Source organism: Winogradskyella sp. MIT101101 (assembly GCF_047126865.1).
GTDB lineage: Bacteria > Bacteroidota > Bacteroidia > Flavobacteriales > Flavobacteriaceae > Winogradskyella > Winogradskyella ouciana.
Window position 1 is genome coordinate 623,555 of record NZ_CP138982.1, and the last position, 20,839, is coordinate 644,393.

The following is a 20,839-nucleotide window of genomic DNA, read 5'->3' on the forward strand; positions in this document are numbered from 1 at the left end:
AAATTTTTAACTGATTTGAATTTTATATTCGGGCAGTTTTTCATTCAAAAACTTTAAAATTTCTGAAGCATTTTTAGTGTCTCCATGAACACAAAAAGTTGATGCTTTTATAAGTACTTCTATCCCATCAACTGTACTTACTTTATGATGCGTTATCATCCTTAAGACATGTTTAAGAATTTCATCCTTTTCCGTTAAAATTGCATTATCCATTTCTCGAGACACCAAAGAAAGATCTGTATTATAGTTTCTATCTGCAAAAGCTTCATAAGTCACTTCAATACCTTCTGCTTCCGCTACTTTAGTAATAACAGAAAAGTAAGGCGCATAAAGTTTTAAAGGCAAAGCAATACTTTTTATAACTTCAACAATCACATTTGCTGTTTTTTCATCCTTTGCGGCTAAATTATACAAAGCACCATGTGGTTTTATGTGATGTAACATAGCATTTTCTGAACGCAATACATTTTGAAGTACTCTAATTTGCTGCTTTAAACTAGTATATAAGTCTGCGGCTGTCATTTCTATAATCTCCCTTCCAAAATTAGTTTTATCAGGAAACGATGGATGTGCACCAATTTTAACATTGTGCGCTTTAGCTAACCTTACGACTTCAGTCATTGTAAAGGTGTTGCCCGCATGACCACCACAGGCAATATTGCACGATGACAAATGTGGCATTAAGTCAGGCTCATTGCCCATACCTTCTCCTACGTCAGCATTGATATCTATTTTTATTAAAAGACTCATAAAAACACCCCCTAAAGTCCCCTCAAGGGGATAATTATTCAATAAAACATTTAGATAAGATTAAAAACACTCAAAATTCCTTTTACACCTAAAAAGATAGTGATTATTAGAATTATAATTCCAAAAACGTTCTGAAGTTTTGAGTTTGTATAGTTCCCAAGGACAATCCGTTTGTTCATAACCCAGAGTAAAAATCCTGCAATAATGGGCAAGAGCAAACCATTAGCGACTTGAGCAAATTTGATGATTTCAATGGATTTAAATCCAATTGAAGAGAATATGACACCTAAAACAAGAATAAACATCCAAACCGCTCTAAATCTTGGTGACTTAAGATTTGCTTTCCATCCCAAACAGCCACTCGCTACAAAAGCTGCTGCCAAAGGTGCAGTTATAGCACTTGTAATACCAGCAGCAAACAAACCGATGGACAAAAAGTATTTGGCATTAACACCGAACAAAGGCTCAAGTCCTTTGGCCAGATCTGATGCATTTGAAATATCTTGGTGTGGAATAGCAGAAGCAGATATAATTATACACATCGACACCAAACCTCCTAAAATGACGGCAATTATAGTGTCTTTTCTTGCGTAGCTTAAATCACTCTTGGATTGCCATTTGGTCTTTGCCAATGATGCATGCAAGAATAAATTATAAGGTACAACAGTTGTACCAATGAGGCCAATAATGGTGAGAATACTCTTATCGGGAAATTTAGGAATGAGCATACCTTTTACCACTTCCAAAATATCGGGTTTTGTAATAATAGCTGTGGTTAAAAATGCTAAACTCATCAGGATTACCAAAACTACTAAGGTTTGTTCAAGCACTTTATAATTTCCAATATAGAGTAAAATAAAGGCTACAGCACCTATAACCATGGGAATAACTGTGAAATTTGAGCTACCAATGACAATTTCAGGATTACCGAAAAGCGTTTGCACTCCCAAAGCTCCTCCACTAATGTTTCCAGCTTCGTAAGCAGCGTTACCAACCACAATAGCCGATAACATTAAACCAATGGCTAATCCTCTTGCTACTGGACTTTTTATTTCTTTTCTAATAACTTCGGATAAGCCTTTTTGGGACACAATACCCAATCTAGCTGCCATTTCTTGTAATACAATAGTTGCCAAAACCGATAACACTAATGCCCAAAGTAGTGCATAACCAAAGTTGACACCAGCCAAGGTACACAGTGTTACAGTACCTGGACCTATAAATGCTGCCGCTACCAATGGACCAGGTCCTATATTTTTGAAGAATTTCCTAATCATTATCTATGGAATTCAAGGCATAAATAGCGAAACTACCTAGCCAATGTCCTCCTTCGTAGCTATCTCCTACAATGCTTGGTAAAGAGTAATTAATGTGCTGATTGGCTATATTTTTAAGATGCTCAAATTCTGGAATGCCTTTGGCAATTTCGTTGAGGCTCCATGCTCTTGAAAAATTGACACCATCTAAATGCACGAGCTTTCCGTCCGTTCTGTCTGAGACTTTACCGACTTCGATATCAAAATCTTCGTTGTTGAGCTCTGGCATAAAATCGTTTACCCAAACCATAAACTCATCTTTAGACAATACACGCTTCATTAAAGCCGCTTCTTCCAAACAAGGAGATAAAAAATCAAATCCGCTTGGCTCCCATTCCAACGGACAATCCTGATCATCCATATAAAAATCCTCGGCTCGTTTTTCAATGACAGCTTTCAGCTCTGAATGCCCTACTGTTACTGCATAATCGTAGGCAAAACTTAACCCGAAGGCTGTATTTGGGTGCTCTCCCACTCTAATAGGATAGTTGAGTTTTGGTAGAAACTCTAAATATTTATTGGCGATTAAATCTGTTAACGGTTGGAGGTTATTTTCCAGTTCCCTTGCTGTAGAGTGATTCCATTTCTGCAGTTCTTCAGCCAATTTGAGCAACCATGCCCAACCATAAGTACGCTCGTAAGTTTTATTGTGCTTACCGTGAAAATAGGCGACTTCTTTTTTAATATTTTCTTCTGAAATGCTTTGCAACAACCAATTCTGCATCTCGGTTCTCTTTTCCAAATCTGGAAACTGACGTAATAAACTCACCATGCTCCAATGGCCATGAACAGCAGAATGCCAGTCAAAACAACCGTAAAAGGTTGGATGTAATGTTTTTGGTGATTTTAAATCGTCATCGCTTCCTAAGGTTTGACCGAGTTTATTAGGATATTCAGTGCCAACGCAAGCAAGTGGTAATTCTGCTAAACGGTTGGCTTGTTCGAGGTTGAGGGTTGGTATTTTTTCGTTTTCAATTTTAGTAGTTACGTTGCCAGTGTTCTTTTCCTTTTTGGTATTACAACAAAAAATAAAAAAGCAAAGCAACAGGACTATATTTTTCATAATAATTATTTATAAATTTTATCAAAATTGCTCCATAGCATTTCGACTGTGCTCAATGTGACATGCAAATAGAAAACAGTTACCCTAACCAACCCTCTCTATCCAAACTACGGTACTGAATAGCTTCGCTTATATGAGCGCCCAAAACATTTTCAGAACCTTCCAAATCGGCAATGGTTCGTGAAACTTTAAGAATTCTGTCATAAGCTCTGGCAGAGAGATTTAAGCGTTCCATGGCGGATTTTAAAAGCTTCAATGACGCCTCGTCTAACTTGCAATATTTACGAATTTGCTTGGTGTTCATCTGCGCATTATAATGCACATTTTCCAATTCTTTAAAGCGTTCGGTTTGCACCTCTCTCGCTTTAGTCACACGTTTTCTAATATCCACTGAAGATTCGCCTTTTCTATCATCCGATAGTTTTTCAAAAGGCACTGGAGTCACTTCAATATGAATATCTATTCGATCTAACAAAGGTCCTGAAATTTTACTGAGATAGCGTTGCATTTCAGCTGGACTAGACGTCACAGGCGCATCAGGATCGTTAAAATAACCACCAGGACTTGGATTCATACTCGCAACCAACATAAAAGATGATGGATAGGTTACCGTAAATTTCGCTCTAGAGATGGTTACTTCTCGATCTTCCAGAGGTTGCCGCATCACTTCCAAAACTTCGCGTTTAAATTCTGGTAATTCGTCCAGAAATAATACTCCGTTATGTGATAATGAAATTTCACCTGGTTGTGGATAACTTCCGCCTCCAACGAGTGCGACATTCGATATTGTATGATGCGGACTTCGGAACGGTCGCTGCGCCATTAAGCCAGCATGGGCTTTTACACGACCTACAACTGAATGAATTTTCGTCGTTTCCAAAGCTTCATGAAGCGTCATTGGTGGCAAAATGCTTGGTAAGCGTTTTGCCAACATGGTTTTACCCGAACCTGGCGGACCAATAAGAATGATGTTGTGACCACCTGCTGCTGCAATTTCCATACAGCGTTTTATACTTTCCTGTCCCTTTACATCCGCAAAATCAAATTCCGGAAAATCGAGGTTTTTATAAAACTCCTCTCGTGTATTTATAATGGTTTCTTCAATGTGAATATTTTTATCAAAATGCTCAATCACCTGAGTGATGTTATCGACTCCATAAACTTTTAAATCGTTGACAATAGCAGCTTCCTTCGCATTTTGGCTTGGCAGAATAAAACCTTTAAAACCTTCTTCCCTAGCCTTCACAGCTATTGGCAATGCCCCTTTAATAGGCTGCAAACTTCCATCTAAGGACAATTCGCCCATAATGAGGTAATCTTCTAAGTTTTCGGCTTTTATTTGGCCTGATGCAGCCAGTATTCCAACAGCTAAGGTTAAATCGTATGCTGAACCCTCCTTTCGCAGGTCGGCAGGCGCCATATTGATGGTAATCTTTTTCCCTGGAATACGATAGCCATTGTTTTGAAGTGCTGCTGCTATACGGTAATTGCTCTCTTTTATCGCGTTATCCGGAAGTCCGACCAAATGGTAACCAACACCTTTATCTACATTAACCTCAACGGTTACGGCTGAAGCCTCTACACCAAAAACGGCACTGGCGAAAACTTTTTTGAGCATAGATTTTTGTTTGTTTAAATCTACAAATTAAAGTTCATTTATAAAATCCAACGCACGCCATTCATTATAATATATGTTACGTTTGTCAATAAACCCTACGTGTCCGCCGTATTTTGGCATCTCTAAAAAAAGGTTTGGATTGTGCTTGGCTTCTTTAACTGGATAACATTCCGCAGATAAAAACGAATCATTAAGTGCATTGATTATTAAACTTGGCACTTTTATGTTCGGCAAAAATTGCAGACAACTCGCTTTCTCATAATACTCAGAAGTATCCTTAAAACCGTGGGCTTTAGAGGTATAAACTTCATCGAATCCAATTAAAGTTTTGATTGAACTAAAATCTTTAATATTAATATTATCAGGAAATTGTGATAATTTAGGTTTCAATTTATCTTTTAAATGTTTTAAAAACCGAATCGCATAATGCTTATTCTTTAAGCTCAACAATGCATCACATGAGCCTTTTAAATCGCAAGGTGTAGAAATGGCGATAACTGCTTTTATTTCTTTTGGTACGTCATCACGTTCGCCTACATATTTTAAAGCCATGTTAGCGCCAAGGCTGATGCCTTTAATGTAAATTTCGTCGTATTGGTTTTTCTCCAATATACTGTTGATGACGGCTTCCAAATCTTCCGTTGCACCAGAATGGTAGCTGCGATACAAAAGATTGGGTTCACCACTACAACCTCTAAAATTGACCGCACAGGCATCAATGCCGTTTTCGTTGAATAATTTTGCTGTTCCTGTGATGTAGGGTCGCTGGGCGTTGCCTTCTAAACCATGAAGCAAAACAATGACCTTATTAGACTTTTGCTCAGCGTAACTCCAATCTAAATCGAGAAAGTCACCATCTGGTAACGTGATGCGTTCTCGTGTTTGTACTACACCTTTTACACGTCTTGCTAAACCTGAAAATACGGTTGATGTAAAGCTTTTCTTTGCCCAGAATGGTGGTTTGTATGTTGGTTGGATTATTGGCATCCCCTTTGTCTTACGGACATTTCCCCAAAGGGGAAATATTTAAGAATTAATTTTGACATCTAAAATAGATGTATAAGATTTTAAAAATCTATCAAGATATAACATCTTTGCGTCTTCGCGACTTTGCGTGAAACTCATTAGCCCAAAATATTTATTCCTTCAAAACTGTAAACTCTATTGAAGAATCATTAAACACCCTATGCGTTTGTGCTTTAAAATCCGACTCCTTTGCTTCAAAGATATTATCCACATAGGTCTGCGGATTGGCGTCTATGTAAGGAAAAAAGGTACTCTGCACCTGTACTTGAATTTTATGTCCTTTTTTAAACGTATGGAACACATCTTGCAACTTCAAATTTACCGCTGTTTTTTGATTTGGTACAAAAGGTTCTGGCCTTTCCATGCTGTTTCTAAAGCGTCCTCTCATAACTTCACTTCTTACCAATAGATGGTAGTTACTAAGTTTTAGATGATCTTGTACATCTTCATTGTCTTCTGGTGTTTCCATATCAGAAGGATACACATCAACGACTTTTACAATCCAATCGGCTGCTGTCCCTGTTGTGGACACATTTAGCTTTGTTAAAATATCTCCGGCTAACGTAATGTCTTTTTCAAGTATGTCAGTTTCAAACACCAATACATCTGGTCGTCTTGCCGCAAAACGTTGGTCATCGGTCATAAACTTTCGTGGTGTAAAGACCACTTTAATGTCTTCGGAATATGGTACTGGTTTCAACGGGTCACTGATAAAATCAGACGTTGCCATCATACGATTTGGTTGTTGAGTTAACCTTTCATTTGGCTGTAGCCAATAGCTTTCCTTTGTGGTATTCTTAGGTGGCCATGCTTCAAAAGTTTGCCACGCTTTAGTACCAGTATTGAACATATGCGCTTCAGCCAATCCAGTTTCACCATTAGCTTCACCTTTAAGGAAATGGTTAAAGAATTTGGTTTCAATATTCTTCTGAAAATAATCCGAAATGCTATCACCAAAATGGATATTCCCAATCACTTGTCTTGGATTACTTCTCGCCCAATCACCATGACTCCAAGGACCAAAAACTATAGTATTGTAGTTGTCGCTATTATTCTCAATACTTTTATATGTGTTGAATGGACCATACAAATCCTCAGCATCAAAAAACCCTCCAACGACCATTGTTGCTGGTTTAATGTCTTTTAAATGTTGAATGATGCCTCGGCTTTTCCAGAATTCATCATAAGTAACATGCTCTTTTAGTTGTTCCATAAACACATTGGTGGAATTGTAGAATTTATCAAGCTTACTCAACGGTATATTGTCCACAAAAAATTGATATTGATCTTCAGTACCGATATTTGGAAATTCGTACCAAGCCTCAGTAGTTGGTTTATCCTTCATATAGCCAAACACCGAAGTGGCGCGCCAGTAACTCAGTAAATAAGCGCCATTGTGAATAAAATCATCAAAAAAGAAATCTCCAATACAGGCTTGAGGTGACACTGCTTTTAACGCTGGGTGTGCATCTAACAAAGAATACGTAGCGTAAAATCCAGGATAGGAAATACCATAAGTACCAACGTTTCCGTTGTTGTTTTCAACATTGTTTATCAGCCACTCAATAGTATCATAAGTATCACTGGCTTCGTCGGTTTGATTTTCTGTTTTATTAGGAATGTAAGCACGCATATTATCGTAAACTCCTTCACTGTTCCAGCGACCTCTCACATCTTGATACACCATAATATTACCTTCTTCCATGAGGTATTTGTTAGGACCTAATTTTGCCTTAAACTCATCTTCACCATAAGGTCTGCAACTGTATGGCGTTCGCATCATTAGTATCGGATATTCTTTTGAAGTGTCCTTAGGTGAATAAATAGTGGTATGCAATTTAATACCATCGCGCATTGCAATCATCACCTCTTTTTTGGTGTAGTTGTCCTTTGCGTAGGTGTTTTCACCTTCCGCTATTTCAGGTGAATCTATAGCTTGATGCTTGTCATCCTTGCAACTATAAAGTAAAAATGCGATTAAAATTAAGCTGAAAACTTTTTTGATCATGATCTTGGTATAATTTTTTAAAAGCCTAAAGATAAGTATTGCCATTAAAAAAACCTTTTAAAGAATCATCTAAAAAAGGTTATATCTCACATTAAGTGTAGTGGATTTTACTTCCTGTGTTTTAAAGCATCCTGAGGTGTTGGCACATAATGTCCTTTACCTCCTGCTCTATCATCGTCGAAAGTTACCGGAATGTCATCATTTTCAGTACGTTCGTGCCATGTAACATTTTCTTTACCATCATCTCTTTTTACCATGGTAATGCAATCCTCAACAGGACAAACCAAAGAACATAAATTACAACCAACACAATTGGCCTCAATAATACTCGGAATTCTGATTGCTGGATCATCAGACAAGGCAATGGCTTGGTGCGCTCCATCATCACAAGCGATGTAACACAAATCACAACCGATACATTTGTCCTCATTTATTTCGGCAACGACTTTATGTTTGAGATTTAAATGCTTCCACTCCGTTACATTTGGCAAGGCTTTACCGGCAAAATCATAAATTGTTTGGTAATTTTTCTCTTCCATAAACTGTCGTAAACCTGCTTCCATTTCACGTACAATTCCGAAACCATAATGCATTACTGCTGTACAAACCTGAACTGAGGTCGCTCCCAGTAAAATAAATTCAACCACATCACGCCATGTTTCAATGCCTCCAATACCAGATAATGGTACTTTACCAATTTCTGGATGCTGTGCTAAATCCTTGAGCATGTGCATAGCAATGGGTTTTACAGCAGGACCACAATACCCTCCATTAGTTCCCTTTCCATCTACGATTGGATAAGGTGCATAAGAATCTAAATCGATGCCAACAATACTTTTAATAGTGTTGATTAGGGATATGGAATCTGTTCCACCTTGAACGGCTGCCAATCCTGGGTCTGTAATGTGTGAAATATTTGGTGACAATTTTGTGATTACAGGAATATTTGATGCTTCCTTCACCCAACCAACAATAGTTTTCAATACTTCTGGTTCTTGACCCACAGCTGAACCCATACCACGTTCGCACATTCCATGAGGACAGCCAAAATTAAGTTCAATACCGTCTGCACCAGCATTTTCTACATCTTTTATAATTTGTTCCCATTCGGCTCTGCTTTCCACCATTAAAGACGCAATGACTGCATGATCGGGAAAATATTTTTTAACTTCTTCAATTTCACGAAGGTTATCAGCTAATGGTCTATCCGTAATCAATTCGATATTATTGAATCCCATCATTTTGGTACCTCTGTAATTTACGGAACCATAACGACTCGATACATTTACTACCGGAACACCAAGCGTTTTCCAAACGGCTCCTCCCCAACCAGCATCAAAAGCTTTCATTATTTGATATCCTGAATTTGTTGGAGGTGCTGATGCGAGCCAAAACGGATTCGGTGATTTAATGCCTGCGAAGTTTATGGATAAGTCTATCATATTTTTGTTTTTTTCATTCCGAAATTGATACAAAATCTATTTTACTTGCTCTACTACAATGAGATCCTGAATCAAGTTCAGGATGACATCTGGTATTATTCTTTATTCAAACAATTATGCATACCACGTGCTGCCATTTTTCCATCATAAGCAGCATTTACAACTTCAGCACCTCCGTTTATAGCATCTCCTCCTGCAAAATATTTTGGGTTGGAAGTTTGAAATTCAGCATTGGTTTCTATTCTTGTTTTATGATCCACTTTGAGATTGTCAATAAGCTCATATAAATGTCCTTGTTTTGCTTGTCCTGTGGCTTTAATGACCAAATCACATCGCACTACAAAAGTGTTTTTTATATTGGTTTTTAATTTGCCTTCAACAATTTCTGTTTTTGCAAATTTCACACCTTCAACTTTTCCGTTTCCTACAATCTCTAAAGGCGTAACATGAAACAAACTATCTACTCCAGCACTTATAGCTAAATCATACTCAAAACCATAGGCTCCCATTTTCTCTTTGGAATTTCGATACGCTAAAACTACCTTTTTGGCTCCCATCCTAGCCGATTCTGAAGCTGCATCCATTGCTGTATTTCCACCTCCTAACACAACAACCTTTTGAGGGACTTTCATTTTGTGCTGTTTTTTACGAAGCTCTTCAATAAACTCTACAGCTCCTACAACATTGGCTTTGTCTTCTCCTTCTAATCCTAAAGTTCTTGTGTTTCCTAATCCTACTCCCAAAAAGATGGCATCGTAATTATGCTCTAATTCTTTTATTTGTTCTTTGGAATCTATTGCCGAATTGTATTTAATATTGAATCCTAAATGTTTCTGAAGGTATTCAATTTCCTGTAAAACTTCTTCATTGGTTATTTTATATGGTGCAACACCATGAACATTCAATCCTGATGGCAATGATTTTGCTTCAAAAACATCTACCTCATAACCCATAGTCCTTGCTTCACTTGCAAATGCAATTCCTGCTGGACCCGAACCTATAACCGCTACTTTTTTACCATTTGATTTCCCTGCTTTAAAAATGACTTTGTCTTCACTAATGGTTGTATTTGTTGCATAGTTTTGAAGTCTCCCTATTTGAATTGGTGGCACATCCTGATGATTGTACACACAAGCACCTTCACACAAGACACCTGTTGGGCAAACAACACCACAAGCATTTCCTAACCAATTGGCATCGAAAATCGTTTTTGAAGCTCCTGTTACATTATCTGTATGAATCTGTTTAATAAACAACGGAATGTCAATATGCGTAGGACACGCTTGAATACATGGTGCATCATAACAAAACAAGCATCGTGAAGCTTCATAATAGGCTTCAGTATCGTTCATCAACGGTTTTTTCTGCTTGAAATTCTTATCGAATTCTTCCTTCGTGGTTGGTCTTTTATATTCTGCCATATCTTATAAATCAGTTAATCTGCCATAGGTTTCCGGTCTTCTATCTCTGAAAAATTGCCAAGTAGAGCGTACTTCCTCTATTAAATCCAAATCAAACTCTGCCACTAAGAGCTCATCATCATCTCGAGAAGCCTCAGCAAAAATTTGTCCGCGAGGGTCAACAAAATATGATTGTCCGTAAAACTTACCTAAATTCCATGGTTTCTCTTCTCCAACACGATTTATGCAACCCATAAAATAGCCATTAGCAGCTGCATGTGCTGGTTGTTCTAACTTCCACAAGTATTCGCTTAATCCCGCTACAGTTGCTGAAGGATTATAAACAATCTCAGCTCCATTAAGACCTAAAACTCTTGCGCCATCAGGGAAATGTCTGTCATAGCAAATGTAAACACCAACCTTAGCATATTTAGTTTGAAACACAGGATATCCCATATTACCAGGTTTAAAGAAGAACTTCTCCCAGAATCCAGTGGTATGTGGAATATGATTTTTTCTATACTTTCCTAAGTAAGTTCCATCTGCATCTATGACTGCTGCTGTATTATACAATACCCCTGGTGATTCCTTTTCATAAATTGGAACGATAATCACCATATTATGTTTTTTAGCTAAGACCTGCATTTTTTCAGTGGTTGGGCCAGGCACGGATTCTGCAGAAGTATACCATTTTTTATCCTGTCCAGGACAGAAATATGGTGTATTGAATATTTCTTGTAAACATAATATCTGAACACCTTGTTTTCCAGCTTCCTCAATGTATGGAATGTGTTTGTCGTACATAGCATCCATTATTTCTTGAATGGTCCCTTCTCCTTCCGTCATTGGAAGACTCATTTGTATCAATCCTGATTTTACTTTTCTTGGCATTGTATTACTGTTTGTTTATTGATATTTTTAATCGTTTAGATAACTGTCTTACTTGTTGTTCCTCGAGGAATAAATTGTCCGTGTCCTGCTTTCAATTTACATTCTTCATCTTCAATCGCGACCTGTCCTCTTAAAATTACGGTTTCGGTTTTTCCTGTTATTTTCATTCCTTCATAGGCTGAATAATCTACATTCATATGGTGTGTATCCACTGAAATTGTGTGTTCCTTTTTTGGGTCGAACACCACTAAATCAGCATCACTTCCTATGGCAATGGTTCCCTTTCTAGGATACATGCCGAATATTTTTGCCGCATTGGTTGAAGCCACTTCAACATATTTTGGTAGTGATATTTTGCCTTTGTTTACGCCTTCAGAAAATAAAATTTCCATACGATGCTCTATGGCTGGATGACCATTTGGAATTTTTGAAAAGTCATCTTTTCCCATTTTCTTTTGTTCCCACATAAATGGACAATGATCTGTACCAACTACTTGTACCAACCCTTGATTGATTCCTGACCATAAGGCTGTTTGGTCTTTCTTTTCTCGTAATGGTGGACTCATTACCCATTTAGCACCATCAAAATCTTTTTCATATAATGAAGCATCTAAAACTAAATACTGTGTACAGGTTTCCACAAATACTTTTTGATTACGTTGTGTGGCTTTTCTAACCGCATTTAATGCTCCTTCGCAAGTCATATGCACAATATAACCGGGACAATCAGTATAGTGCAACATATCTGCAAAACGTGCTGAAGCTTCCGCTTCGGTAACTTCTGGTTGTGATAAATAATGGTATAAAGGTGATAAATTTCCTTGTGCTTTATTTTTTGCAATGAGCGAATCTATCATGTCGCCATTTGTAGCATGGACAGTCACCAAACCACCATGTTTTTTTACCACCTTCATGAGTTGCACCATTTGTCCATCGTCAATCATCAAAGCGCCTTTATAGGCCATAAACGTTTTAAAGGAGGAAATGCCTTCCTCTTCTATCATCTGAACTACTTCTTTTGCGACATCATCATTGAAATCTGTAACTGCCATGTGATATGAATAATCTCCAATGGCTTTTCCTTTAGATTTGCCTTGCCAAGTTTTTAATGCGTTATGAAGCGTATCTCCTTGTGTTTGCAATATGAAGTCGATAACCATTGTAGTGCCTCCATGCAAAGCAGCACGCGTTCCTGTTTCGTAATCGTCACTAGAATAGGTTCCCATAAAAGGCATATCTAAATGCACATGAGGGTCAATACCTCCTGGAAATACGAGGCGATCAGCAGCATCTATTACATTATCAGCTTCATAATTTAAGTCCTTACCAATGGCAACAATTTTTTCACCTTCTGTGTAGACATCAGCGATATAACTTTCGGAAGCCGTAACAACACGACCATTTTTAATCAGTATAGACATTTTACTTTTTCTTCATTAATAAATAATACAGGACAAACGAAATGATGAATCCTGTAAACCAAGATAGTGAATACAAGAAACTCAATGCAGGTACCCAATAACCAATCAGTGCGGCAAACACACCAATTCCTAATGAAATCATTCCGGCTCTATTAAAGCCTGTTTTGTTATAGGAATAGATTCCTTCTTCTTTATAGAGTTCAGCCAGTTCCATTGTCTTCTTTCGGACTAAAAAATAATCGGCAATCAGAATTCCAAGAACTGGACCCAACAAACCACTTACAAAAATCAAGAATCCTGAAATTTCGTTCAATAACCACCAAGGCATGATTAAAATGCCAATTATTCCTGTAATTGTTCCGCCTGTTTTAAAACTAATCTTTTTAGGCCATAGATTTGAAAATGCATTGGATGGTGCTATAACATTGGCCGCTATATTGGTACTCAACGTAGCTATTATCATAAACACCTGGGCTACAATAACGACGACCGGATTTTTGAATTTTGCAATTAACGAAACCGGATCCCAAGGCGCATCATCTGCAATCAATATATCCTTAAAGTTAATAATTGCTGCGCAAGTCACAAAGATCCCGACAAAAGAATAGAGCATCATGGTTGCCGGAAGCCCTAAAAACTGTCCCACAACTTGATCTTTCTGAGTGGATGCATAACGCGTAATATCTGCTATACTTATGGACATAGTAGCCCAGAAACCAACCATAGCAGTAAGCCATAAAATATAACGCCACAATTTACTTTCCTTAGAATTTGGGTCGACAATATTTGCTGTAACGACACTGGACAACACTGGTGATTCTCCTTCTGTGTTTCTAAATTGTACTTTAACATTTTCAGGATTAGAAATTGCTATAGGTTGATTTGTAAAAGTTTCCCAAGTTGTATTTTCATTGGAAACGATATTATACTCTGAAACTTTCAGGTTTCCTTCTTTATCATGCAATGCATTAAGATTTAGAAAATAAGTGTCATTTTCATGAGTGATAGTTGCGGCAGTATTTTCAAGCTGAACACTTTGGTCTAATACAATTGAAAACCCTTCAGCTTTATTATAACTCCAATAAATCAGAACAATACCTATGATAATTAAGATGGGTGCCGAATAGGTTTCGAGCCATTTGATGCTTTCGGTGCCCTTCCAGATGAAATACATATTAATGAACCAGAAAATACCGAAGCTCACGAATTTGCCAATAGACAAACCCAACTCTCCTGTCGAACCTGTAATCGCATTAAAAATCGCATAAATCGCCAATCCACCTATCCAAGTTTGTACACCAAACCAACCACAAGCAATGATTCCTCTAGTGACTGAAGCTAAGTGAACACCTTTAGTACCGAATGCGGCTCGGCCAACCACAGGAAATGGAATACCATATTTTACGCCTGCATGGCCGTTGAGCACCATTGGGATAGTGATTATTAAATTCGCAAGACCTATAATGATAAGAGCTTCGTACCAATTTAAGCCTGTCTTAATCATATAAGAAGCTAAAAGATATGTTGGAATACAAACCGCCATACCAATCCAAATAGCAGCCAAATGCCATTTGCTCCAAGTTCTTTGGTTGGTAGGTACAGGTGCTAAATCTTCACTGTAAAGTGAAGAGCTAGATACATCTTCTTGTAATTCTACAATGTCTTTACTCATTTAATTAATTACAGTATTCGTCAGCAATAGCTATAGCTTGAGAAATAATACTAAGACCCTCATCGACTTCTTCTTTTGTTACATTTAGAGGAGGCGCAATGAAAATCCAGTTCCAGCGTACAAAGGTAAACATGCCCAATTCCCTAATCTTGGCAGCCATTTTATTAGTAACCTCCATCTCACTTGGTTTAGCATTCCAAGGCGTTATAGGTCCTTTAGTTTTTCTGTTTTTAACCAATTCTATACAACCAAGCAATCCTGTATTTCTAAAGTCTCCTATTGATGGATGTTTTGCTTTTAGTTTTTCGACTTCAGCTTCGATATATTGTCCCATTTCGGCTGCTCGCTCTACTAAATTGTCTTCTTCAATAATTTTTAAATTCTCCAATGCAGCTGCACATAAAGTGGGATGCGCAGAATAGGTCAACCCAATTACCATAGGATTATCATTGAAATATTCTGCAATTTTATCAGTGACCACAACACCTCCAAGAGGTAAATACCCAGAAGTTAATCCTTTTGCCAAACACATGATGTCTGGTGTGACATTGTGATGGTCGATACCAAACATTTTTCCTGTACGACCAAAACCACTCATGACTTCATCATCAATCATCATAATTCCATATTTATCACAAAGCTCTCGAACACGCTTTAAATACATCGGTGGATATTTTATACATCCTGATGAACCAGATTCGCCTTCAAATAATATGGCTGCAACACTATCAGGATTTTCAAACTGAACAACGCGTTCTAAGTGTGCAATGGCACGTTCACCACATTCTTCAATAGATTTAGAATTCCAAGGACAACGATATGCATAAGGATTTTCAACATGCACCACATTTGGCATGGCCTGACTATCTGAAGGAAATCGTCTTGGGTCTCCTCCTGCTGTCATAGCACCATAAGTGCCACCATGATATGCTCGGTAATGTGTAATAATTTTATGTCGTTTTGTGTACATTCGCGCTAATTTAATAGCGTTTTCTATGGCTTCTGCTCCACCTAGTGTGAAGAATGTTTTTGAAAGATTTCCTGGTGTAATTTCAGCAATTTTCTTACCTAATTGACCACGAATATCAGTTGCCATTCCTGGATACACATAACTTACTTCTTGCATTTGTTTTACCACAGCATCTGTAATGCGTTGATTTCCATGACCAATATTAACATTCATCAATTGAGAAGAAAAGTCTAAGTATTTCTTACCATCTCTATCATAGACATAAGAGCCTTTGGCATGTGATGCGTTTATTGGATTGAGTCCACCTTGTTTTGACCAGGAAAAGAGTGTGTAGTCAAGGTTGTTTTTTATGATTTGATTGTTATCCATTTAATTGGTTTGGTTTGATGTAAATTAAAATCCTTTCGACTGCGCTCAAGGTGACATTTGATATAATAATTGAAATAAGTGACCAATACAGTTTCATTCAATATAAAATCTTGTGTCCTCTTAACTCATCCAATTAGTTTTTGCCTCTGGATTCCATTTGATGGTTGTTTTTTTGTTTTGAGTCCAAAACTCTATGGAACTTCGACCTGTAATGTCACCAACTCCGAATTTTGATTCGTTCCAACCTCCAAAAGAAAATGGTTCTCTAGGCACAGGGACTCCAATGTTAACACCAATCATTCCTGCACTTGCGCGTTCCATAACTTGTTTTGCCAATCCTCCACTTTGTGTGAATACAGCTGCTGCATTACCATAATTGGAACCGTTTTCTATCTCTATAGCTTCGTCTAAATCTTTAGCACGTAATATTGAAATTACGGGTCCGAAAATTTCTTCACGAGCTACAGACATGTCAGTAGTTACATAATCAATAATGGTTGGCCCAACGTAATAGCCGCCTTCTTTTCCTTTTACAGTTACATTACGACCATCGAGCAAAATTTTAGCACCATTTTTTTCCGCTTCAGCGATATAGCCTTCTATGCGTTCTTTAGCTTCTTTTGTAATAACAGAGCCTAAATTTTCACCTGGAATTATGGTTTTGGCTTCCTCTACCATTCTGTCAATAATATGCTGTACTTTATCTACACCAACCATTACAGAAGCTGCCATACAGCGTTGACCTGCACAACCAGACATAGAAGCCACAACGTTTGAAGCTGTCATTTCTGGATTGGCATCAGGCAATACCAACAAATGATTTTTTGCGCCTCCTAAAGCCACGCATCGTTTTAAGTTTGAAGTTGCACGTTTATATACAATTTTCGCTACTTTAGTAGAACCTACAAACGACACTGCTTTAATTTCTTCATGATCACAAATGGCCTCAACCACTTCCTTACCGCCATTAACAATATTAAACACACCATCTGGAAGTCCAGCTTCCTTAAGCAATTCTGCCATACGAACTGTGCTTAGTGGCACCAATTCCGATGGTTTCATCACCATTGTATTTCCAAGTACTAGAGCATTTGGTAATGTCCAATGTGGTACCATATTCGGAAAATTAAAAGGTGTAATGGACGCTACAACACCAAGAGGTTTGCGTTCTATTCTGCACTCAACACCTTTACTTACTTCCTGTACTTCGTTTGTGATTATTTGTGGAATGGAAACTGCAAACTCACAAAGCTCCATGCTTTTTTCAACTTCAGCTTTAGCTTCGCCATAGGTTTTACCATTTTCTAGTTGAACTAACTCCGTTAGTTCTTCCATATTTTTTTCAAGTAAAGTGCGATATCGGAAAAAGATTTGAACACGTTCTTTAAAGGTCATATCAGACCATGATGGAAATGCTTTTTTCGCGGCTTGTACTGCTGAATCTACATCTTGAGTTGTGGATAAAGGAATTGAAGAAATCTTACTTCCATCTAATGGACTTAAAACATCCATAGAGTTCTGGCCATTTCTTTCAAATTTACCATCTATATAATTTTTTACTTCGGAAAGTGTTTCGCTTACATTCATCATCAGCTTATCAGATTAATTTTATTAATATTTGAACAAAAAATAAGAATGCTGTAGAAAATTTGCCAAAGGGTTGACTATTTCTAACCGCACTCTATCCAAATATATGAAATATATATTAATACGAGCTTATTATTGAAAAGTCAATAATAAATTGAGCGTAATGTTGAATGATTTTTAGTTTAGTGCTTAAAGTTCAACAGAAGTAAATTTAAAATCGCCTCCATTGAATAATCCTTTATCACTCAATTTTAAAGATGGAATAACCAATAGTGCCATAAAGGACAAACTCATGTATGGAGCATGAAGTTTACTGCCTAATGCTTTTGCCATTTTATCCAATTCTGAATACTGTTTACCAATAGTTTCTGCATTTTGATCGCTCATGATGCCTGCAACAGGAAGTGGAACCACTTTTTCTGCCTGTTCGGCAGACAGGTCTTCTGAGTTTGAAACGGCACAAATTCCACCTTCATTTTCAATTAAAAGATTAACTGCTTCGCAAATGGCTTCATCAGACACTCCAACCGCTATGATATTATGAGAATCGTGACCAACAGAACTTGCAATGGCACCTTCTTTCAATCCGAAATTTTTAATAAATGCTATTGCTGGCTTATCGTTCTGATAGCGATTGACAACGGTCATTTTTAGGACATCATTATCAATATTTGAAACTAGATTGCCATCCTCAATTTTAGAATCTTCGATAATTTCATTGGTTACCAACTCACCATCTAAACATTCTATAACTCGAATTTGTTTCGCATTCGATTCAAACCTAAAATCTGAAACCACTTTTTTATCTGTGTTAAAATTGTTTAAGTTTTCAAATTCAACATGCTTAATTTTTGAGACTCCATTATCGTAAACCAAATCACCGTTGATATACGTTTGAAGCGTTTTAAAGTCTTTTAAATCCTCGACCACAATCATATCTGCATCATCTCCAACCTTTAGCAAGCCGACATTGAGATTATAGTGCTTTACAGGATTCACACAAGCGGCTTGAAGAACTTTATAAACATCTATGCCTTTTTCTACTGCTCTTCCACAAAGTTGATTAATATGTCCTAACAGCAAATCATCTGGGTGCTTGTCGTCACTACAAAACATCATATTTTCAAAATGCTGATCGAGTAAGCCAATTAGTGCATTAAAATTTTTGGCGGCACTACCCTCTCGGATAATGACTTTCATTCCTTTTTGAAGTTTTTCTAAGCCTTCTTCATAGGTGAAACATTCGTGGTCTGTAGAAATACCTGCCGAAATATATTTGGTTAAATCATCTCCTCGCAATCCTGGCGCATGACCATCAATGGGCTTGTTGTAGTGTTTTGCCCATTCCAGTTTTTTAAGTACTTCGGCGTCATCGTAAATGACTCCTGGGTAATTCATCATTTCGGCCAAATACTTAATATCTGGGTTTGCCATTAAGGTTTTAATAGCTTCGGAATCGATAACAGCTCCTGCCGACTCAAAACTTGTAGCAGGCACACAACTTGGAGCGCCAAAATTGAACTTAAACGGTGTTTGTTTGCCGTTCTCAATCATAAACTCTACACCTTTTACTCCAAGAACATTAGCAATCTCGTGAGGATCGGAAACGGTTGCGACTGTACCATGCTTTACAGCTATTTTAGCGAATTCGCTTGGTACGAGCATGGAACTTTCTATATGGATGTGTGCATCTACAAAACCTGGTAGGATGTAATGGTTTTCTTTACAGTCCTTTTCTTCGATGGATTTAATCTTACCGTTTTCAATGGTGATTTCCCCTTTGAAGATTTTACGGTTTGGGATGACTATTATGTTTCCTTTTAGTTTCATTGTTTTTGACACGGACCTGCCTGCCGGCAGGCAGGTTACACAGATTCTCACGGATTAGCCAATTCTACTTTTAAAATTTGTTCTGTTTTATCAGTCACTTTAAAACGTTCATCTGCTCGTTTTCCAACTATCCAAACTATGTCATTATTTGAGGTCAATACCCATGTTTTTTCTTTCTCGATTAAAGACAATTTTTCATCTTTTAAATATTTGCTGACTTTCTTTTTACCTTTCATTCCCAAAGGTTGAAACACATCTCCTTCCTTCCAAATTCTTAGTCCCAAAGGAAAATGCAATTTGTCCTTATCCACATATATAGTTGTATTGGTATTTTCTTTTATAGCGTCTGCTTCATCAAAAAATATAATCCCTAAAGGTGTTTTCACTTTACCATTTTGCACTTCGGTTACTCCAATTGTGATAGTTATGCTAGCTTTCGAATTCCTCTCAGACAAAATCAAATAGTCACGATGTTTTACCAAACGATGTGTGCTGGAAAACACTTGCTTTCCAGATTGTGCATCCAAGAGATTTACAACATCGTTCCACTCGGTAAATCCAAATTCATTTAGAAGTTCGAATAAATACGCTTTTGGATTCTTCAAATTTTTGAATTCTGAAACCTTGAAAAACACATCATCTTCATCCAAAGAAACGATTGCCTTGTTTGCAACGGCATCAACACTTTCTGCAACAATATCTGTAGTGTCTTTGAGATGGTTTAATGTATTTTGAAAGCTATCCAACAACTGAGGATTAATGTCCCTTAAAATGGGAACGACTTCGTGTCGCAGTTTGTTTCTTAAGTATTTTCGGGATGAGTTACTGCTATCTTCTCTCCATTTAATTTGGTTTTCTTTTGCGTAAGCTTCAATTTCCTGTCTTGAAAATGGCAACATTGGCCTAACTATGTTTTCATTCTTCATCGGGATTCCCGTTAAGCCATTCAGCCCTGTACCACGAGTGAAGTTGATGAGAAAGGTTTCGAGATTATCGTCTGCGTGATGTGCTGTTAAAATATAATCGAACTTCAATTGCTCTGCCAATTCAACAAACCAATTATAGCGCAGTTCTCGAGCTGCCATTTGGATGGAACGTTTAAAATCCTTGGCATAAGCTTCAGTATCAAAATTCTGGACAAAGACTTCAACATCCAAATCTTCAGCTAAATCCAATGCAAAGGCTTCATCTGCATCGCTTTCTTCATCACGTAAATTAAAATTGCAATGGGCGAGTGAAAAATTAAGATTCAGTTTTTTATACAAATGCGCCAAAACCACACTGTCTATTCCGCCAGAAATGGCAATGATTACTTTACTTTTCAAAAGAAAAGGTAGTTTTTGTTGTAAGTGGCTTTTAAAATTCTCAAGCATTTCGTAAAGATACGATATACAATTAGTGCTGCAATTCCATACGTTAAAATGATAAAAATTATTGAAAATATGATTATTTATAGATAACTTTAAAGAACACAAA

Annotated in this window: 15 protein-coding genes; all 15 read right to left on the minus strand. The window is 37.3% G+C overall.

The genetic code is table 11. From position 1 onward, the window contains the following. Positions 1-6: 6 nt before the first annotated feature. The 15 genes from pxpA to tilS all read right to left on the minus strand — a co-directional run bounded on the left by pxpA (position 7) and on the right by tilS (position 20,688). Positions 7-750, minus strand: a complete 744-nt coding sequence (gene pxpA, locus SIB89_RS02870; RefSeq protein WP_412561086.1) for a 5-oxoprolinase subunit PxpA — start codon at positions 748-750, stop codon at positions 7-9. 50 nt (positions 751-800) lie between these two features. After that, a complete protein-coding gene (locus SIB89_RS02875; RefSeq protein ID WP_412561087.1) occupies positions 801-2,027 on the minus strand; it encodes an Nramp family divalent metal transporter in 1,227 nt (408 codons plus the stop codon). Further along, a complete protein-coding gene (locus SIB89_RS02880) occupies positions 2,020-3,129 on the minus strand; it encodes a DUF2891 domain-containing protein (protein WP_412561088.1) in 1,110 nt (369 codons plus the stop codon). Before SIB89_RS02880 ends, SIB89_RS02875 begins: the two co-directional genes overlap by 8 nt. A gap of 79 nt (positions 3,130-3,208) precedes the next feature. Further along, positions 3,209-4,747 (minus strand): YifB family Mg chelatase-like AAA ATPase, encoded by a 1,539-nt coding sequence (locus tag SIB89_RS02885; protein WP_412561089.1) that lies wholly within the window; start codon positions 4,745-4,747, stop codon positions 3,209-3,211. A gap of 27 nt (positions 4,748-4,774) precedes the next feature. Beyond that, the gene (locus SIB89_RS02890; RefSeq protein ID WP_412561090.1) at positions 4,775-5,734 is read right to left on the minus strand and encodes a YheT family hydrolase; all 960 of its coding nucleotides are present in this window, start codon (positions 5,732-5,734) and stop codon (positions 4,775-4,777) included. 151 nt (positions 5,735-5,885) lie between these two features. Next, positions 5,886-7,781, minus strand: a complete 1,896-nt coding sequence (locus tag SIB89_RS02895; RefSeq protein WP_412561091.1) for a CocE/NonD family hydrolase — start codon at positions 7,779-7,781, stop codon at positions 5,886-5,888. Positions 7,782-7,888: 107 nt separating this feature from the next. Beyond that, the gene (gene preA, locus SIB89_RS02900; protein WP_412561092.1) at positions 7,889-9,223 is read right to left on the minus strand and encodes an NAD-dependent dihydropyrimidine dehydrogenase subunit PreA; all 1,335 of its coding nucleotides are present in this window, start codon (positions 9,221-9,223) and stop codon (positions 7,889-7,891) included. A gap of 95 nt (positions 9,224-9,318) precedes the next feature. After that, a complete protein-coding gene (locus SIB89_RS02905; protein WP_412561093.1) occupies positions 9,319-10,644 on the minus strand; it encodes an FAD-dependent oxidoreductase in 1,326 nt (441 codons plus the stop codon). A 3-nt stretch (positions 10,645-10,647) separates the two neighbouring features. After that, a complete protein-coding gene (locus SIB89_RS02910) occupies positions 10,648-11,514 on the minus strand; it encodes a nitrilase-related carbon-nitrogen hydrolase (protein WP_412561094.1) in 867 nt (288 codons plus the stop codon). Between the two features lie 35 nt (positions 11,515-11,549). Next, positions 11,550-12,935: a dihydropyrimidinase gene (gene hydA / locus SIB89_RS02915; RefSeq protein ID WP_412561095.1), complete on the minus strand. Its 1,386-nt coding sequence runs from the start codon at positions 12,933-12,935 to the stop codon at positions 11,550-11,552. A gap of 1 nt (position 12,936) precedes the next feature. Continuing rightward, positions 12,937-14,607, minus strand: a complete 1,671-nt coding sequence (locus tag SIB89_RS02920; RefSeq protein WP_412561096.1) for an NCS1 family nucleobase:cation symporter-1 — start codon at positions 14,605-14,607, stop codon at positions 12,937-12,939. 4 nt (positions 14,608-14,611) lie between these two features. Further along, positions 14,612-15,946 (minus strand): aminotransferase class III-fold pyridoxal phosphate-dependent enzyme, encoded by a 1,335-nt coding sequence (locus tag SIB89_RS02925; RefSeq protein WP_412561097.1) that lies wholly within the window; start codon positions 15,944-15,946, stop codon positions 14,612-14,614. A gap of 120 nt (positions 15,947-16,066) precedes the next feature. Beyond that, positions 16,067-17,536: a CoA-acylating methylmalonate-semialdehyde dehydrogenase gene (locus SIB89_RS02930; RefSeq protein ID WP_412561098.1), complete on the minus strand. Its 1,470-nt coding sequence runs from the start codon at positions 17,534-17,536 to the stop codon at positions 16,067-16,069. 186 nt (positions 17,537-17,722) lie between these two features. After that, positions 17,723-19,363 carry an adenine deaminase gene (gene ade / locus SIB89_RS02935; RefSeq protein ID WP_412561099.1) on the minus strand — a complete coding sequence of 547 codons (1,641 nt, stop codon included), beginning with the start codon at positions 19,361-19,363 and terminating at the stop codon, positions 17,723-17,725. Positions 19,364-19,410: 47 nt separating this feature from the next. Continuing rightward, complete coding sequence (gene tilS / locus SIB89_RS02940; RefSeq protein ID WP_412561100.1) at positions 19,411-20,688, minus strand: tRNA lysidine(34) synthetase TilS; 1,278 nt, start codon at positions 20,686-20,688, stop codon at positions 19,411-19,413. Positions 20,689-20,839 lie beyond the last annotated feature (151 nt).

What these genes read in the sequence shown, in the direction of transcription:
- pxpA (WP_412561086.1), bottom strand. Translation starts at nt 750, where the DNA reads ATGAGTCTTTTAATAAAAATAGATATCAATGCTGACGTAGGAGAAGGT.
- SIB89_RS02875 (WP_412561087.1), bottom strand. Translation starts at nt 2,027, where the DNA reads ATGATTAGGAAATTCTTCAAAAATATAGGACCTGGTCCATTGGTAGCG.
- SIB89_RS02880 (WP_412561088.1), bottom strand. Translation starts at nt 3,129, where the DNA reads ATGAAAAATATAGTCCTGTTGCTTTGCTTTTTTATTTTTTGTTGTAAT.
- SIB89_RS02885 (WP_412561089.1), bottom strand. Translation starts at nt 4,747, where the DNA reads ATGCTCAAAAAAGTTTTCGCCAGTGCCGTTTTTGGTGTAGAGGCTTCA.
- SIB89_RS02890 (WP_412561090.1), bottom strand. Translation starts at nt 5,734, where the DNA reads ATGCCAATAATCCAACCAACATACAAACCACCATTCTGGGCAAAGAAA.
- SIB89_RS02895 (WP_412561091.1), bottom strand. Translation starts at nt 7,781, where the DNA reads ATGATCAAAAAAGTTTTCAGCTTAATTTTAATCGCATTTTTACTTTAT.
- preA (WP_412561092.1), bottom strand. Translation starts at nt 9,223, where the DNA reads ATGATAGACTTATCCATAAACTTCGCAGGCATTAAATCACCGAATCCG.
- SIB89_RS02905 (WP_412561093.1), bottom strand. Translation starts at nt 10,644, where the DNA reads ATGGCAGAATATAAAAGACCAACCACGAAGGAAGAATTCGATAAGAAT.
- SIB89_RS02910 (WP_412561094.1), bottom strand. Translation starts at nt 11,514, where the DNA reads ATGCCAAGAAAAGTAAAATCAGGATTGATACAAATGAGTCTTCCAATG.
- hydA (WP_412561095.1), bottom strand. Translation starts at nt 12,935, where the DNA reads ATGTCTATACTGATTAAAAATGGTCGTGTTGTTACGGCTTCCGAAAGT.
- SIB89_RS02920 (WP_412561096.1), bottom strand. Translation starts at nt 14,607, where the DNA reads ATGAGTAAAGACATTGTAGAATTACAAGAAGATGTATCTAGCTCTTCA.
- SIB89_RS02925 (WP_412561097.1), bottom strand. Translation starts at nt 15,946, where the DNA reads ATGGATAACAATCAAATCATAAAAAACAACCTTGACTACACACTCTTT.
- SIB89_RS02930 (WP_412561098.1), bottom strand. Translation starts at nt 17,536, where the DNA reads ATGATGAATGTAAGCGAAACACTTTCCGAAGTAAAAAATTATATAGAT.
- ade (WP_412561099.1), bottom strand. Translation starts at nt 19,363, where the DNA reads ATGAAACTAAAAGGAAACATAATAGTCATCCCAAACCGTAAAATCTTC.